The following is a 15,328-nucleotide window of genomic DNA, read 5'->3' on the forward strand; positions in this document are numbered from 1 at the left end:
AACGATCATAAAAACGACACCAGATAGAGCAGCGCGATATTCGCCAGCAGCAAGGGGACGGCGGTGGGAATCTGCGCTTTTATCACGGCATTCTGGTCCTTTAGCTCCAGCAAAGCGGCGGGCACGAGATTGAAATTGGCCGCCATCGGCGTCATCAGCGTGCCGCAGAACCCGGCCAGCATCCCAATCGCCGCCACTTTGATCGGATCGCCCGACCAGATTCCCACCAGCACCGGCATCCCGACCCCGGCAAACATCACCGGAAACGCAGCGAAGGCATTGCCCATCACCATCGTAAACCCAGCCATTCCAAGGGCATAGACCGCTACCGCGCCCAGCCTGCTGCCGTCGGGAATGATCCCTTGCGCGATCCCGCCCACGACTTCGCCCACTCCGGCCAGCGCGAAAACCGCACCCAGACTGGCCAGCATTTGCGGCAGCACCGCCGCCCAGCCGACCGAATCCATCAACCGGACTCCTTCCGCCAGCGGAGTCAGCGGTCGCGGCCTGAACCACGCGTAACATGCTGCCAATGCAAGCAAAACGCCCAGAGTCAGGCCAACGAGCGTGACCTGTTTGCTGTCGAAAACAGCCGGGATATACTTGAAAGCCAATGTACCAACCAACGCCACCACGGGGATAATCAGCGCGGGCAAAAACACCCGATTGCCCCGTGCCTTAGCCTCCGCCTCACGCTCGGTATCGGTGGTGGTCGCCCGCGTGCCACGCCCCATCAGCTTGAATCCGGCGACAGCCACCAGCCCCAGCACCAGCACACCGTTGCCGATATCACCCAGCAGATCGCCTGCCCAGAAGCTGGTCGCCAGCAAGCCATAGAACGCGGCATTGCCCCACCGCTTGGGATTGCCTCTGTCGCTTGCACTCAGCAACGCGAAGGCAAGAAATGCAGCGCCGCCAACGGCATAGACGAAGTTGAGCCCGATCATGGCTGCACCTCGGTAGCAGCGGCGCTTTCGCGTTTCAGCTTGCGGTCGAACCGCCAGAGGCGCGACCCGTGGATCAGCGTGGCACAAATCGCTGTGGGAATAGCCCATATCGCCAGATGCAGCGGCTCAACCTCTATCCCGAACCCTTCCAGTACCCCTTTCATCAGCAGGATCGAACCGATAGCGATGAAGATATCTTCCCCGAAAAACAGGCCGATATTGTCGGTCGCAGCGGCCAGTGCAGGCACCCGGTCACTATCCGGGTCCGCACCCTGCCGCTCGGCAGCGGCCTGCGCCATCGGGGCTACGAGCGGGCGGACCGTCTGTGCCGGCCCGGCAATCGAAGTCAGGCCCAGCGCTGCGGTCGCCTGCCGAAACAGCAGGTATCCGATCAGCAATCGTCCGACTGTCGCGCCTTTCAGAGCCGAAACCGCCGTGCGGGCGCGTTGCTGCAATCCGTGGCGTTCGAGTATGCCGATCACCGGCAGCACGAGATAGACCACGCTGACATAGCGCGCATCGTTGAACGCCTTGCCGAATGCAGCCAGCACATCGACCGGATTGAGCCCTGCGGCCAGACCGGTAACCAGCGCCGACAGCGCCACCACCAGCAAAGTGTTCAACCGCAAGGCAAACCCGGCGACGATCACAGCAATACCCAGCAGAACCCACATCAGCGCGCACTCCCCCAACCGCCACCACCGGGCGTTTCGATCACGAACACGTCCCCCACTGCCATCTCCGCCGATGCAGTCGAGTGAAGTGCTTCGACCGTGCCATCGGCCCGTTCGATGCGATTTGCCCCCAGCGCACCATCATCGCCGCCTTCCAGCCCGGCAGGCGCCACTATACGGCGATTGGCGAGGATATTGACATGCATCGGTTCGCGGAACGCAATCCGCCGTACCGCACCGTTGCCCCCCTGCCATTCACCTGCGCCGCCCGACCCCGAGCGGATTGCAAACTGTTCCACCAGAACAGGAAAGCGCGCTTCCAGCACTTCGGGATCGGTCAGGCGCGAATTCGTCATATGCGTTTGCACCACGTCCGCCCCGGCAAAGTCCGGCCCTGCGCCCGATCCCCCCGCGATCGTTTCGTAATACTGGCGACGATCGTCCCCGAAAGTGAAGTTGTTCATTGTCCCCTGACTGCCCGCCTGCGCGCGCAATGCGCCCAGCAGGGCGTCGGTAATCACCTGACTGGTTTCGACATTCCCCGCGACCACTGCCGCTGGATATTCGGGACTGAGCATCGAACCATCGGGAATGATAGTTGTGATCGGACGCAGGAACCCGTCGTTCAGCGGGATCGCGCTGTCGAACAGGGTACGGATGGCATAGAGGCACGCCGCGCGCACCACGGGGCGCGGGGCGTTGAAGTTATCCGATAGCTGATCGCTCGTACCGGTAAAATCAATCGTAGCACTGCGCGCTTGCCGATCCACTGAAACTGCGACCTCCACCGCAGCACCGTTGTCCATCGCCACCCGATGATGGCCATCGGCCAGATCGCCAAGCAGATCGCGCACGGCATTGTCGGCAAAGACCAGCAGATGTTCCATATAGGCGCTGACGACATCCGCCCCATAATCGGCCACCAGCCTCAGCAACCCATCGGCTCCGCGTCGGCAAGCAGCCACTTGGGCGGACAGATCCGCAATGTTCTGGTCGATATTGCGCGCCGGATACTCTCCCGCCGCCAGCAAAGCGCGCATCTCATTCTCGCGCAACTGCCCCTCGCTCACCAGCAGAACATCGTCGAGCACGATGCCTTCCTGTTCGATGGACGTACTGCCCGAAGGCATCGATCCCGGCGCGATGCCGCCAATGTCGGAATGATGCCCCCGCGCCGCGACGAAGAAACGCGGCGCCCCTTCGCCTTCGACAAACACCGGCGCAATCACAGTAATATCGGGCAAGTGAGTGCCCCCGGCATAAGGTGCGTTGAGTGCATAGGCATCGCCCGGCTTCATCGATGCACCGCGATTGGCGATGACTGTCCGCACACTGTCGCCCATCGATCCGAGGTGGACCGGAATATGCGGGGCATTGGCGATCAGATTGCCCGCTGCGTCGAATACCGCACAACTGAAATCGAGCCGCTCGCGAATATTGACCGAGCTGGCCGAATGCTGAAGCGCCGCGCCCATCTCTTCAGCCAGCCCCATGAACAGCCCGCCGAAGATTTCGAGCCGAACCGGATCGGCCTCTGTGCCCACCGCTTCGGTGTGAGCGGCGGCATCGCGGGTCATTACCAGCGATCCGCAGTCCGCCAGTCGAGCCGACCAGCCCGGTTCTACCGACAGCGTAGCCACCGGATCGATCACCAGCGCGGGGCCGGTAATCTGCTGATCCGGCGCAAGGTCTTCACGGCGATACACCGGCGCAGACTGCAGTTCCCCGGCCATATAGCAATCCGCCATCGCGGCAGGTTCCGCATCTGCCGCACCGTGGGCGAAGTGCAGCGGATCGCCATGCTCGGTCGGCGCAACTGCTTCGATCCGCAGTGTTTCGAGCACAAGCGGCGCGCTCGTGTCATATCCGAAACGTGCCCGGTGGGCGGCCCTGAAAGCATCGCGCATGGCGGCCATATCGTCCAGCGGAACGGCAATCGCGCTATCGCCCGCGGCGAGCCGGATATGCGCTTCGCCCCGGATTTCGATCCGTCGGGCCGCGATACCCTGTTGCTCCAGTTCGCTACGCGCTTCGTCCGACAAACGGGCGGTGGCTTCCTCAAGCTTACCGGCACAGTCTTCCAACGACACCGCCAATGTCGCTTCGCGCATAGCCCGCCGATCCGCCAGGCCCATACCATAGGCAGACAGCACCCCCGACAGCGGATGCACAAGCACTGTGCCGATCCCCAGCGCATCGGCCACGAGGCAGGCATGTTGCCCACCCGCTCCGCCAAAGCAACTCAGCGCGAACCGCCCCACATCGTGACCGCGGGCGACAGAGATCGAACGGATCGCCCCGGCCATGCTGGCCACCGCGACAGCGATGAAGCCTTCCGCTGCTTCCTGCCTGCTCATCCGGCGGCCAGTGGCGGACTCCACCTGATCCAGCACCGCGTCCATCCGTGCCTCGGCGGCAACACAGTCGAGCGGTTCGTCAGCCTTCTCTCCGAATACCGCGGGAAAGAACGCAGGCTGCAACTTGCCCAGCAGCAGATTGCAGTCGGTCACGGTCAGCGGCCCGCCTTGTCGATAACAGGCCGGTCCCGGCTGCGCCCCTGCGCTTTCCGGTCCGGCAAGGAAGCGCGCCCCATCGAACCGGCACACCGATCCGCCGCCAGCGGCCACGGTGTGAATCCGCAGCATCGGTGCACGCACCCGCACACCGGCCACGCGGTTTTCGTTGTCGCGCTCGTACTCCCCGGCGAACAGCGAGACATCGGTCGATGTGCCCCCCATGTCGAAACCGATGACACGGTCGAACCCGGCGGCCCTGGCGGTCTGTGCCATCCCGACAATCCCGCCTGCCGGACCGGAGAGAATGGCATCCTTGCCGCGCAACGCACTGGCCGCAGCCAGTCCGCCATTCGATTGCATGAACAAAGGATCGTGGCCTGCGCCCAGCGCCTCGGTCAACCGATCGACATAGTCCCGCAGAACCGGCGAGAGATAAGCATCGACCGCCGTGGTATCGGCGCGTCCGATCAGCTTGGCCAGCGCCGACACACGGTGGCTGACCGCAATTTCGGTAAAGCCCGCCTCTGCCGCCAGTTCTGCCAGCGACTCCTCGTGCGCGGTGTAGCGATACCCGTGCATCAGAGCGATCGCCACGGCCTTCAGGCCCCGCGCCCGCGCTGCCTTCAATTCCGCCAGCGCTGCCGCGCGATCAAGCGGTTGCAACACCTCGCCATCGGCGGTGACACGCTCCGCTATCTCCAGCACTTCAGCGGGTAATGGTTGGGGTTTTTCAATCCGACGCGCGAAGATGTCTGGCCGCTCCTGCGTCCCTATTGCCAGTGCATCGCCGAACCCCTGAGTAATCGCCAGCAACACCGGTTCGCCCTTGCGTTCGAGCAAGGCGTTGGTCGCGATTGTCGTGCCGATACGGATATCGGCGGACGGCAGCGACCCTTCGCGTACCCCGATCAGCCGTCGCATCGCTTCGATAGCGGCGTCGCGATAGTGGGCCGGGTCTTCGGACAGCAGCTTTGCTGTATGCACCACACCATCGGTATCGCGTGCGACGACATCGGTGAACGTCCCCCCGCGATCGATCCAGAAATGCCAGCGAGCGGAGGAATCGGTCATGTCCCACGCTATGCAGCAATCCGCCGTGCAGATTCAATTGCACGATGCAACCAATCGAGTTACCTTCTCCTCGATAGGGAGAGACACAATGGCCAAAACGGCTTGCGACCACGATGTATTGATCGTTGGCGCCGGAATTTCCGGCATCGGCATGGCGGCGCATCTGGAAATGATGTGTCCGGGGCGCGATTACGCCATTCTGGAAGCGCGCGATAACCTTGGCGGGACATGGGATTTGTTCCGCTATCCCGGCATCCGTTCCGATAGCGACATGCATACTCTCGGCTTCGTGTTCGAACCGTGGCGGCATGAGAAATCGATTGCCGATGGCCCGTCGATCCTCGAATACCTGCATCGTATCGTTGACGAGCGCGGCATCCGTCAGAAGATTTCGCTGGGCACCAAGGTCGTTTCCGCCAACTGGCATTCGGATCGTGCGTGCTGGGAACTGACCGTCGACCGGGGCGGATCGCGCCAGACGGTTACTGCCAACTGGCTCTATCTTGGCACGGGATATTACGACTACGACGATCCCTATGATGCGGGCTTCGATTTCTCCGCATTTCAGGGGCAGGTGGTCCATCCGCAGTTCTGGCCGGACGATCTCGATTACGTCGGCAAGAACGTGGTCGTAGTAGGTTCGGGCGCGACAGCAGTCACTCTGGTCCCTTCGATGGCGGACAAGGCAGCCAGCGTGACCATGCTTCAACGCACGCCGACCTGGATGTTCTCGCGCCCGGCGAAGGATGCTCTGGCCAATTTCCTTCGCAAGATTTTGCCGGAAGAAACCGCCTACAAGATCACCCGCTGGAAAAACGTGTTCATGCAGGACAAGAGCTTCAAAACGGCGCGCAACAAGCCGGAGAAGGTCAAGCAGTTCCTGCAAAAGAAGATTCAGAAGGCGCTGGGCGATCATTACGATCCCGCCGCCTTCACTCCGCCATACGATCCGTGGGACCAGCGCCTCTGCCTGGTGCCCGACAACGATCTGTTCGAGGCGATGAAACGCGGCAAGGCGCAAATCGTCACGGCGCATATCGACAGCTTCGACGCCACGGGCGTGAAGCTGAAAGACGGACGGCACCTGCCCGCCGATATTATCGTGACAGCCACCGGCTTGCGACTGGCAGTTGCCGGCAAAATCGCCGTCAGTCAGGATGGTGCGCCGGTCGATTTCGCACAGCGGTTCTATTACAAAGGATGCATGTTCTCCAACCTGCCGAATCTGGCAGTTGTGTTCGGGTATCTCAACGCAAGCTGGACGCTGCGGGCCGACATCAATTCCGAATATGTCTGCAAAGTGCTCAATCACATGGATGCCGTCGGCGCCAATGTCGCCACACCTTATCTCGCGGAAAATCATGGGCTGGAGGAAGAGGATCTGTTCGATTTTTCCAGCGGCTATATCCAGCGCGGCAAGCATCTGATGCCCAAGAGCGCCACCACTTTACCCTGGCGGCTCAATCAGGATTACCGCGTCGACAAGAAGGCACTGGCCGAAGCGCCTATCGACGACGGCATCCTTCGGTTCGATCATGTCGACCAGCGCGCGCAGCAGCAGTTGGAAGCGGCAGAGTAGGCAAGCGGCCTGATTTGGGTTAGCGCATCGGGCATGACTGCTGCCGAACGCATCTGGACCGCCGGACTTGTTATCATCGGGGATGAAATCCTGTCGGGCCGCACGCACGACAAGAACATCGCTCAGATTGCCACCTGGTTGCAGGTGCAAGGCATCCGCCTGTCGGAAGTGCGCGTGGTGCCCGACATCGAAGAACGGATCGTGGAAGCGGTCAACGCCCTGCGCGCTGCCAACGATTATCTGTTCACCACCGGTGGCATCGGGCCAACGCACGACGACATCACCGTCGATGCGATTGCCCGGGCGCTGGATGTGCCGGTTGTGATCCATCCGGAAGCACGGGCCATGCTCGAACGGTATTATGCAAGCAAGGGCACCGAACTGACCGATGCGCGCCTGCGTATGGCGCGGGTGCCGCAAGGGGCCGAACTGATACCCAACCGCATGTCGGGCGCACCCGGCATTCGCATCGGCAACCTGTTTATCATGGCAGGGGTGCCGCACATTACCGCCGGGATGCTCGATTCGCTGACCGGAACACTGGAAGGCGGAGCGCCGTTGCTGACCGAGACGGTCGGCTGCTGGGTCGCAGAAAGCGAAGTGGCCGACCTGCTGCGCGAAGTGGAGCAGGCCCACGACAACGCGCAGATCGGCAGCTACCCCTTTTTCCGCGAAGGGCGTACCGGGGCCAATTTCGTAATCCGTTCGACCGACGCAGACACTCTCAAAAGCTGTGTCGACAGCCTGTGCGACGGACTGGCCACCGCAGGGCACGATTTCACCCCCGGCGGGATTTGAAGGTGGCGCAAACCCTCGCTTAACGACTATACGCTAGTCCCCTGCTACCGAGGTTTGGAGAACGAACGGGGCGGCAAGCCTATTTGCGCTATGACTGTGGTCTATCTCACTATCGACACCGAGTACTCCTCGGCATTAGCAGCAGAGCCCGGCGCTGTGTCGCGGGAGGAGAACTTCCGCCGCATGATCGCTGGCGACGTGGCCGGGGGCGAAGCGGGCATTACCTATCAGATGGATGTGCTCGAACGGCATGGCCATCGTGGCGTGTTCTTCGTCGACCCGATGCCTGCGCTGGTCTGGGGCGTACAGGCGATTGCCGATGTGGTTGGCCCGATTGTGGCGCGGGGCCACGATGTCCAGCTCCACTGCCACCCGGAGTGGCTGGCGCTTGCGGGCGATGCCAATCCGCTAGGCAATCGCACCGGCCGCAACATGCACGAGTTTACTTTGGCCGATCAGGTGGAGATCCTGACCTATGCCCGCGATACGCTGATCGCCGCCGGGGCACCTGCGCCAGTCGCCTTTCGTTCAGGCAACTATGGTGCCAACAACGATACGTTGCGGGCGCTGGCCCGGATCGGGATCGCTTACGATACCAGCCATTGCCCCGGTTTCGCCGCCTCCGACTGTCAGATCGCGCTGGGCAGCGAAGACCGGCGCCCTCTCCGCCATTGCGGCGTGATCGAGGTGCCGATCGGTTGTATCGAAGCGGTCAACGGCGACTTGCGCCATGGCCAGCTGACCGCGCTTTCCCTGCGCGAGATGACCGCCGCTATCCGCCACGCGCGCGATCACGATATCGCCAGCCTCACGCTGGTGTCGCACAGCTTCGAACTGCTGTGCCGCGACCGGTTGCGGGTCAACCGCATCCTCTGCCGCCGGTTCGACCGGTTGTGCCACGCCATCGAAACGATGCGCGGCGTATCTGTGGCGACTTACACCTCGCACCCTCCGCAGGTCAGCAAGCGACAGACCCCTGCGCCTGTCCTGCCGCACGACAGCGTTCGTACCACGCTGCGTATCGCCGAACAGGCGCTGTCGAACGCGCTTTACAGCTAGGCTCAGGACTTAGGCGAGCCGTTCCTGATCGCTGATCGTTTCCGCCCGTTGCGGCAACACCGCGACCAGCAGGGCGATAGCGATCACCAGAACTGCCGACGCAGCAACCCGGCTCAGTTCCAGGCCGCCATGCGCCACCGGTTTATCGAGGAAATCCCCGACGACCGCTCCCAGCGGACGGGTCAGGACGAATGCCGACCAGAACAGCGCCACCCGGCTGATCGAGGTAGCGAAATTGGCGGTCGCCACCAGTGCCAGCAATCCGCCGAAAATCGCCGCAGCCCCCAGATATCCCAGCGGTCCGTCTGCCACCCAATCGCCGAGCGCCGTGCCCAGCGTTTGGGAGAAGGTGATCGTGATCCAATAGAACAGCTCTGCTCGCGGATGATGCACCGAAGCCGCCGATATCGAACCCAGGCTGCGGTGCCACGCAGCGAGCGAGGCCAGCACCAGAAACAGCAGCACCAGCGATCCACCGGGATAGCCGATGCCCAGCGAGCGATCGGCAAAGTCGGCCAGCGTGGTGCCCACAGTGGTCGATGCGATGATAGTGGCCCAATATAGCCAGCGGTCGAACCGCTGCGCCCGGATTTGCAGAGCGACAAGCGCGACGAACACCGCCGCGAACAGAGCGGTTCCCAGCAGATATCCCAGGCCCAGCGACATAGAGACGCTGTCGCCCGCGGTCTCACCGAAAGTCGTAGCCAGTATCTTGATAATCCAAAATCCCAGTGTGACTGCGGGGACTTTGGCCAGTTGCCGGGTGGTATCGTTGGCGGTCACTGCATTGCACTCCATCGTTGCGAGCCCTCGGCACGCGACTAGCCGCCGATGGACGTATGACAGGCAGATGTGCGACAAGCCGGAGATTGGCCATAAGCAGCCGCTGATCGGTCGTAACGCCAGCAATTGCGGGGAGCGTATTTGCCCATGTCGAACGGATCGGATCGTGTCTCCGGCAGACTGGAGCGGGTGGCGATGCCAACCATTGCAGCGGTACTGTTGCAGGCGATCGCCGCCGCTTATTTCCTGATTGACGGTGTCGACGATCTGGTGGCGCAATGGCGCACCGGCCCCGGTGGTGAGACGATCATGGAAACCATCGTCGGCATCGCACTTGTCGCCGGGGTTGCGATTGGTGCTGCACACCTGCGCGTATTGCTGCGCGAGACCCGGCGGCAACGCTCTGCACTGGCAGGCGCGCGCGGGGCAATGGCGCAACTGATCGCCAGCCGCTTCGCCGAATGGAACCTGTCTGCATCGGAAGGGGAAGTCGCTCTGTTCGCGTTGAAAGGCAGCACGATCGGAGAAATCGCCACGATGCGCGGAGCAGCGGAAGGGACTGTACGTTCGCAGCTCAGCCAGGTTTACGCCAAGGCCGGGGTGAAGAGCCAGGCGATGCTCGTCGCCCTGTTTATCGACGATCTGATCGATCCGCTGCTGATGCCGGAGTAGCCGCAGCAGGCCATATAACGCGAAGGGCCGGCAAGTTTGCACTCGCCGGCCCCTGGCATTTCAGTTGCGTGTAGGAAACCCCACGCGCTCAAGTAGCGAAGCGATAGCGCCCCCCACCACCCGCCCGGAGCGGGTGGCAGCGTGGGTTTTACGCGCCTTCGACTTCCGACAGGTCGACCTTCAGGCCCGGCCCCATTGTCGAGGTCAGCGAGATCTTCTTGACGTACTTGCCCTTGGCGCCCGACGGCTTCGCCTTGACGATCGCATCGGTCAGCGCTTTGAAGTTCGCCTTGATGTCTTCATCCTTGAACGACAGCTTGCCGATGCCCGAATGGATGATGCCCATCTTTTCCACGCGAAATTCGACCTGGCCGCCCTTGGCGTCCTTAACGGCCTGTTCCACGTTAGGAGTGACGGTGCCAAGCTTCGGGTTCGGCATCAGGCCCTTAGGGCCGAGTACCTTACCGAGACGGCCGACAACGCCCATCATGTCGGGCGTGGCGATCACGCGGTCGTAGTCGAGGTTGCCGGCCTGCATGTCTTCCATCAGGTCTTCGGCACCGACCTTGTCGGCCCCGGCAGCGAGCGCCTTTTCAGCGTTGTCGCCCTTGGCGAACACAGCGACGCGCACGTCCTTGCCGGTGCCCGAAGGCAGCGAAACCATGCCGCGAACCATCTGGTCGGCGTGGCGCGGATCGACGCCGAGGTTCATCGCAACTTCGACGGTTTCGTCGAACTTGCTCTTGTGCGTACGCAGAGTCGCGATTGCTTCGTCGACGGTGTACAGCTTTTCGCTGTCGAGTTCCGCCAGCGTCTTCTGCTTCTTGGTCAGCTTGGCCATGTGATCAGCCCTCCACCACGTCGAGGCCCATCGAACGCGCAGAGCCTTCGATGATGCGGGTTGCCATTTCGATGTCGTTTGCGTTCAGGTCCTTCATCTTCTGCTCGGCGATTTCAGCCAGAGCGGAACGCTTGATGGTCCCGGCAGACACCTTGCCCGGTTCTTTCGAACCCGACTTGAGCTTGGCAGCTTTCTTGATGAGGAAGCTGGCCGGCGGGCTCTTGGTGGTGAACGTGAAGCTGCGGTCGGCATAGACGGTGATCGTCGTCGGGATCGGCATGCCTTTTTCGAGGCTGTCGGTCGCGGCGTTGAACGCCTTGCAGAATTCCATGATGTTGACGCCGCGCTGACCCAGCGCAGGGCCGATCGGGGGCGACGGGTTGGCGGTGCCGGCGGGCACCTGCAGCTTGATATAGCCGTCGATCTTCTTGGCCACGGATGGCCTCCTTTCTCACTGTTGCCGCCTGCCGGAGCAGGTAGCGCATGGTTAGCGGTCAAGCGGAGCGCCGCGGCGATCCTCCCGCATGGATTTCCCGATGCTGAAAGCTGGGAAGGCGCGCACATAGCGCGGGGGCCGTGAAATGCAAGTGATTCGCCATCTGCACACTCGCGCACCTTCAGCTTTCAACCTGCGAAGCTGAACGAGTGTTACACATGTTACACTGTCCTGAAGAAGAAAAACCGCACCTTACGCGCGTCGCCCCGGCCCACCCGCACGAACCGCGGCAGGCTGCGTAAAGGCGACAGGCGAAGCGACAGGAACGGGGCCGGGTCATGCCGGTCACGGTGGCGCAATTGGTGCGTGTAGGAAAGCCACGGGTTGGTGAGCAGGGCATCGTCCGGCCACCGCCTTCTGTCGTCATTGCGGGCAGCGTAGCGGCGGGGCAGTCCATGAGGCAGGACTCGCCTCGATTGCAGCCATTGCGATGGGAGGGGGCGTCGGGTGGAGGCTTGTCACACGAAGGGGCGAAGACACGGAGAGGGCTTGGTTCAGAGGTAGGGCCGCACTGCCGATGGCTGGCCAATACTATTGCGCGCGCCCCTCGTCATTGCGAGGAGCCGTAGGCGACGTGGCAATCCAAGGGCCGCCCTTTGCCCCCGCCACAACCGCCGTGATGGGCAGAACCGTCAGGCTATGGATTGCTTCACTCCGTTCGCAATGACGAAAAAGAGAGGTAAGCGCGGGAAGCTGGCCCCCGGCTCAAGGCCGGGGTGACGACCGCGAGAGGGTGCGTCTGTACGATCCCGACAAAGGAGATATGCGAACACCGGGCTCACCCGGAGACGTCAGTTGTATGAAGATCCCGCCCGGCAAGGCGCGTCGATCGCGCCCGCCGGATAGCGGGTTACTTGACCAGCTCGACCTGTTCGAATTCCAGCTCGACCGGAGTCGCGCGGCCGAAGATCGAGACCGAAACCTTGACCTTCTGTTTGTCGAAATCGAGCTCTTCCACCACGCCGTTGAAGCTGGCGAACGGACCGTCGAGCACTTTGACCTGATCGCCGATTTCGTAATCTACGCTGATCTGCTGCTTCGGTGCGGCCTTGGCTTCTTCCATGCCACCGAAATAGCGCGCGGCTTCGCGTTCCGAAATCGGCTGCGGCTTGTTACCCGAACCGAGGAAGCCGGTGACCTTGGGCGTGTTCTTCACAAGGTGATAGACGTCGTCGGTCATCGTCAGCTTGGCAAGGACATAGCCGGGCATGAACTTGCGTTCGACCTGCACCTTCTTGCCGCGCTTGACCTCGGTCACGGTTTCGGTCGGCACTTCAACCGCTTCCACCGCTTCGGCCAGTCCCAGCCGTTCGGCTTCCGCGATGATCGCGTCGCGCACCTTGTTTTCGAAACCCGAATAAGCGTGGATGATGTACCAGCGAGCCATTGTCGTCCTGCTTGAAAGTGAACTCAGGCGAGCGTCAGCAGCCAGCGCATGATTGCGCCGAACACCGTGTCGATGCCGAGAAAGAACAGCGAAAGCACGACCATCAGGATCCCCACGAAAATCGCAGTCCGCACCGTTTCTTCACGGGTGGGCCATACGACCTTACGCATTTCGGCCTGCACTTGCCGCATGAATTCACCGGGGCTGGTTTTGGCCATGATCGTCAGCTCTCGCCTTCGTAATTGATACTTCGCTTTCCCCAATGGGGCCGTAGCCGCCCCGGTTCAAGTGCCGGGAGGGCTTATATTGCTCCAGATGTCGGAAAGCGAAGTGGCGTGTAGGCGGCGCTGGCGACAAAAGCAAGCGGGTGGCGAGACGCGCAGTCATGCGCCGATTATGCTCGCCCCCCGCTTTGTACCGACGGGCATTATACTGGCGGGACTGCCAGGGGCGCCCCGGCATCACGGCAGCGGAACGCCTCTGTGCGTCAGCGCAACCCAAACAGGCGCGCCAGCAGCCCCGGCTCTTCCATCGGGCGGATCGGCCCGTGTTTGCGAAGACGCAGCGACGCATCGCTATACGGTCGCGGGGAGACCCAGCTATCGGGTCGGCTCGAACGGAATGACAAACTCGACATCGAATCCTCCTTTCGCCTCAGTTTAACGCTGTAAACGAACGGTTCGGCGCAGCGGTTCCCGAAAAGGGGCGATTCGATGGGTGTCAGGCAAGCAACAGCGGCCCCTGTCCCAATGATTGGGCGGTGGCGGCGAAGGGCCAAAAATGCAGATTGTCGGGATACGCTGGCAGGGGTGACAGGATTCGAACCCGTGGCCCTCGGTTTTGGAGACCGATGCTCTACCAGCTGAGCTACACCCCTGCAGCGGATGGGCGCTTTAGGTGCAAATGCGCGGCATCGCAAGCGGGGAAACCAATGCTATAGGGTGAAGCGACCATGCACGCCCCTGCCCCGCCCCCGATTCCCGCCGACATGCTGTTGCTGGCATACCGCAACGGCATCTTCCCCATGTCCGATTCGCGCGACGATCCCGAGGTTTTCTGGGTCGAGCCCAAAATGCGCGCCATTCTCCCGCTCGACGGGTTCGCGATGTCGCGTTCGTTGCGGAAAGTTGTGCGGCAGGGCCGGTTCACCGTCACCTGCAACACGGCGTTCGCTCAGGTGATCGATGAATGTGCCGCGCCGCGCGCCGATCACCCGGAAAGCTGGATCAGCGCGCGAATCGCTGCCAGTTATCGCGCGCTCCACGCAGAGGGACACGCGCATTCGATCGAATGCTGGCGCGATGGCGCGCTGGTCGGCGGGCTCTATGGCGTCGGTTTCAACGGCGTGTTCTGTGGGGAGAGCATGTTCAGCCGCGCCGACAACGCATCGAAAGTGGCGCTGGCCTGGCTGGTCGCGCTGTTGCGGCGCGGCGGAGCGACACTGCTCGATTGCCAGTTCATGACCGATCACCTCGCCTCGCTCGGCGCGGTTGAGATCGCACAGGCGCGTTATTGCGAATTGCTGGCCGTGGCGGGGGCGCTCGATGCGGCATCGTTACCCGAATCGTTTGCCGTGCTGGTGGCAGAGGCCGAGGGTTTGGGCGTTTCGCCCGACCAGCTCATCGCGCAATCTTCCACCCACACATCGTAAACCGGATCCTGCACGACGTTGAGGCTGGGCGATTCCTTGAACAGCCAGCCGGAAAACACCTTGTTCCACTTGGGCGCCTGACCGGCGGAGGCCGCGCGGCGGACGAACACTTGCGTGAACGCGCCGGTCTGCCGCGGCCATTCCCATGGCGCAGTCCGCTCGCAAGCGGCCAGGCGCACGACCACATCGCCAAACCGCTTCGCTTCGCCCGGCTTCATTTCGAAAGTCTGCTGCATGTAATTGCGCTTGTTCAGCACACCGATTTTGGCGATGCGGTCTTTCATCGGTGTCGCTGCACCCGGATCGGCCGGTTGCGGCAGCTTTGGCGCTGCCATATCGGGCAGATCGTCAGGGATGCCGGTGTCCTTCGGCTCCGGCGGAGGCGCGGCCTTGGTACACGCCACCAGCGCGAGCGGCAGGAGGACAGCGACCGCGCGCATTGTCAGGCGTCCGGGCTCCACGCCTCGTAATCGCCCGTGGCGCTGGCGCGCACCCCGCCGCGCTGCAACGCGCCCTGCGGCAGATATGCATCGGCAGTGCCAGTGGCATTGGGTGTGTAATCGGCTTCCCAGATTTTCGGCGGAGGCAGGCGGCTTTCAGGCACATCGTCGAACGCGCCGTGCAGCCAGCCGTGCCATTCGGCCGGAACCCGGCTGGCATCGTTGGCGCCGTTGTAGATCACCCAACGGCGTTCGCGCCCGTCGGGCAAGGGCTTGCGCCCCTTGAAATAACGGTTGCCCTGCGCGTCGGTGCCGACTTCGGTCCCGTTGCGCCAGTTGAACAGCGCGGTGCCGATAGTGGCACCGTTCCACCAGGTGAATATCTTCGCGAGAAAGTTCATGGCCCGCCGGTTA

Annotated in this window: 15 protein-coding genes, 1 tRNA gene and 1 pseudogene; 5 read left to right on the forward strand and 12 right to left on the reverse strand. The window is 62.4% G+C overall.

The features are described from left to right. Window positions 1–5 precede the first annotated feature (5 nt). From CV013_RS02995 to CV013_RS03005, 3 genes are read right to left on the reverse strand one after another with little or no spacing between them, the layout of a single operon-like run. On the reverse strand, window positions 6–947 hold the full coding sequence (locus CV013_RS02995; RefSeq protein WP_102153791.1) for a DUF979 domain-containing protein: 942 nt from the start codon (window positions 945–947) through the stop codon (window positions 6–8). Further along, window positions 944–1,621 (reverse strand): DUF969 domain-containing protein, encoded by a 678-nt coding sequence (locus tag CV013_RS03000; protein ID WP_102153792.1) that lies wholly within the window; start codon window positions 1,619–1,621, stop codon window positions 944–946. Before CV013_RS03000 ends, CV013_RS02995 begins: the two co-directional genes overlap by 4 nt. After that, a complete protein-coding gene (locus CV013_RS03005) occupies window positions 1,621–5,208 on the reverse strand; it encodes a hydantoinase B/oxoprolinase family protein (protein ID WP_102153793.1) in 3,588 nt (1,195 codons plus the stop codon). The genes CV013_RS03000 and CV013_RS03005 overlap by 1 nt, the downstream gene beginning before the upstream one ends. 88 nt (window positions 5,209–5,296) lie before the next feature. Here CV013_RS03005 and CV013_RS03010 point away from each other — a divergent pair, with 88 nt between their 5' ends. The 3 genes from CV013_RS03010 (at window position 5,297) to CV013_RS03020 (ending at window position 8,644) form a co-directional block, all read left to right on the forward strand. Further along, window positions 5,297–6,787, forward strand: a complete 1,491-nt coding sequence (locus CV013_RS03010; protein ID WP_102153794.1) for a flavin-containing monooxygenase — start codon at window positions 5,297–5,299, stop codon at window positions 6,785–6,787. Between the two features lie 33 nt (window positions 6,788–6,820). After that, window positions 6,821–7,585, forward strand: a complete 765-nt coding sequence (locus tag CV013_RS03015; RefSeq protein ID WP_102153795.1) for a competence/damage-inducible protein A — start codon at window positions 6,821–6,823, stop codon at window positions 7,583–7,585. A gap of 90 nt (window positions 7,586–7,675) precedes the next feature. Further along, on the forward strand, window positions 7,676–8,644 hold the full coding sequence (locus CV013_RS03020) for a polysaccharide deacetylase family protein (RefSeq protein ID WP_102153796.1): 969 nt from the start codon (window positions 7,676–7,678) through the stop codon (window positions 8,642–8,644). Window positions 8,645–8,653: 9 nt separating this feature from the next. On the opposite strand, the gene CV013_RS03025 is transcribed toward CV013_RS03020, so the two are convergent. Further along, window positions 8,654–9,427, reverse strand: coding sequence for a COG4705 family protein (locus CV013_RS03025; protein WP_223805146.1), 774 nt, complete (start codon window positions 9,425–9,427; stop codon window positions 8,654–8,656). A 147-nt stretch (window positions 9,428–9,574) separates the two neighbouring features. Between CV013_RS03025 and CV013_RS03030 the strand changes: the two genes are divergently transcribed. Then, window positions 9,575–10,099: a helix-turn-helix transcriptional regulator gene (locus CV013_RS03030; protein ID WP_223805147.1), complete on the forward strand. Its 525-nt coding sequence runs from the start codon at window positions 9,575–9,577 to the stop codon at window positions 10,097–10,099. 148 nt (window positions 10,100–10,247) lie between these two features. Here the strand turns inward: CV013_RS03030 and rplA are convergent, their stop codons facing one another. The 6 genes from rplA to CV013_RS03055 form a co-directional block, all read right to left on the reverse strand. Further along, complete coding sequence (gene rplA, locus CV013_RS03035; protein ID WP_102153798.1) at window positions 10,248–10,940, reverse strand: 50S ribosomal protein L1; 693 nt, start codon at window positions 10,938–10,940, stop codon at window positions 10,248–10,250. Between the two features lie 4 nt (window positions 10,941–10,944). Beyond that, window positions 10,945–11,376, reverse strand: a complete 432-nt coding sequence (rplK, locus tag CV013_RS03040; protein WP_102153799.1) for a 50S ribosomal protein L11 — start codon at window positions 11,374–11,376, stop codon at window positions 10,945–10,947. 910 nt (window positions 11,377–12,286) lie between these two features. Next, the gene (gene nusG, locus CV013_RS03045) at window positions 12,287–12,823 is read right to left on the reverse strand and encodes a transcription termination/antitermination protein NusG (protein ID WP_102153800.1); all 537 of its coding nucleotides are present in this window, start codon (window positions 12,821–12,823) and stop codon (window positions 12,287–12,289) included. A gap of 23 nt (window positions 12,824–12,846) precedes the next feature. Beyond that, complete coding sequence (gene secE, locus CV013_RS03050; protein WP_102153801.1) at window positions 12,847–13,041, reverse strand: preprotein translocase subunit SecE; 195 nt, start codon at window positions 13,039–13,041, stop codon at window positions 12,847–12,849. A 269-nt stretch (window positions 13,042–13,310) separates the two neighbouring features. Beyond that, on the reverse strand, window positions 13,311–13,460 hold the full coding sequence (locus CV013_RS15500; protein WP_157935727.1) for a hypothetical protein: 150 nt from the start codon (window positions 13,458–13,460) through the stop codon (window positions 13,311–13,313). 164 nt (window positions 13,461–13,624) lie between these two features. After that, window positions 13,625–13,700 (reverse strand) — tRNA-Trp (locus CV013_RS03055). 75 nt (window positions 13,701–13,775) lie between these two features. Between CV013_RS03055 and aat the strand changes: the two genes are divergently transcribed. Next, the gene (gene aat / locus CV013_RS03060) at window positions 13,776–14,474 is read left to right on the forward strand and encodes a leucyl/phenylalanyl-tRNA--protein transferase (RefSeq protein WP_102153802.1); all 699 of its coding nucleotides are present in this window, start codon (window positions 13,776–13,778) and stop codon (window positions 14,472–14,474) included. Between the two features lie 35 nt (window positions 14,475–14,509). Here the strand turns inward: aat and CV013_RS15965 are convergent. Together CV013_RS15965 and CV013_RS03070 are read right to left on the reverse strand one after the other, a co-directional pair. Further along, window positions 14,510–14,914: pseudogene (locus CV013_RS15965) on the reverse strand (DUF2155 domain-containing protein); the annotation flags it as partial. A 2-nt stretch (window positions 14,915–14,916) separates the two neighbouring features. Further along, window positions 14,917–15,315, reverse strand: a complete 399-nt coding sequence (locus tag CV013_RS03070; RefSeq protein ID WP_102153902.1) for an NADH:ubiquinone oxidoreductase subunit NDUFA12 — start codon at window positions 15,313–15,315, stop codon at window positions 14,917–14,919. Window positions 15,316–15,328: the final 13 nt, after the last annotated feature.

Source organism: Tsuneonella flava (assembly GCF_002870965.1).
Taxonomy (GTDB): domain Bacteria; phylum Pseudomonadota; class Alphaproteobacteria; order Sphingomonadales; family Sphingomonadaceae; genus Tsuneonella; species Tsuneonella flava.

What these genes read in the sequence shown, in the direction of transcription:
- CV013_RS02995 (WP_102153791.1), bottom strand. Translation starts at nt 947, where the DNA reads ATGATCGGGCTCAACTTCGTCTATGCCGTTGGCGGCGCTGCATTTCTT.
- CV013_RS03010 (WP_102153794.1), top strand. Translation starts at nt 5,297, where the DNA reads ATGGCCAAAACGGCTTGCGACCACGATGTATTGATCGTTGGCGCCGGA.
- rplA (WP_102153798.1), bottom strand. Translation starts at nt 10,940, where the DNA reads ATGGCCAAGCTGACCAAGAAGCAGAAGACGCTGGCGGAACTCGACAGC.
- CV013_RS15500 (WP_157935727.1), bottom strand. Translation starts at nt 13,460, where the DNA reads ATGTCGAGTTTGTCATTCCGTTCGAGCCGACCCGATAGCTGGGTCTCC.
- nusG (WP_102153800.1), bottom strand. Translation starts at nt 12,823, where the DNA reads ATGGCTCGCTGGTACATCATCCACGCTTATTCGGGTTTCGAAAACAAG.
- CV013_RS03030 (WP_223805147.1), top strand. Translation starts at nt 9,575, where the DNA reads ATGTCGAACGGATCGGATCGTGTCTCCGGCAGACTGGAGCGGGTGGCG.
- CV013_RS03070 (WP_102153902.1), bottom strand. Translation starts at nt 15,315, where the DNA reads ATGAACTTTCTCGCGAAGATATTCACCTGGTGGAACGGTGCCACTATC.
- CV013_RS03005 (WP_102153793.1), bottom strand. Translation starts at nt 5,208, where the DNA reads ATGACCGATTCCTCCGCTCGCTGGCATTTCTGGATCGATCGCGGGGGG.
- CV013_RS03020 (WP_102153796.1), top strand. Translation starts at nt 7,676, where the DNA reads ATGACTGTGGTCTATCTCACTATCGACACCGAGTACTCCTCGGCATTA.
- CV013_RS03000 (WP_102153792.1), bottom strand. Translation starts at nt 1,621, where the DNA reads ATGTGGGTTCTGCTGGGTATTGCTGTGATCGTCGCCGGGTTTGCCTTG.
- CV013_RS03015 (WP_102153795.1), top strand. Translation starts at nt 6,821, where the DNA reads ATGACTGCTGCCGAACGCATCTGGACCGCCGGACTTGTTATCATCGGG.
- secE (WP_102153801.1), bottom strand. Translation starts at nt 13,041, where the DNA reads ATGGCCAAAACCAGCCCCGGTGAATTCATGCGGCAAGTGCAGGCCGAA.
- aat (WP_102153802.1), top strand. Translation starts at nt 13,776, where the DNA reads ATGCACGCCCCTGCCCCGCCCCCGATTCCCGCCGACATGCTGTTGCTG.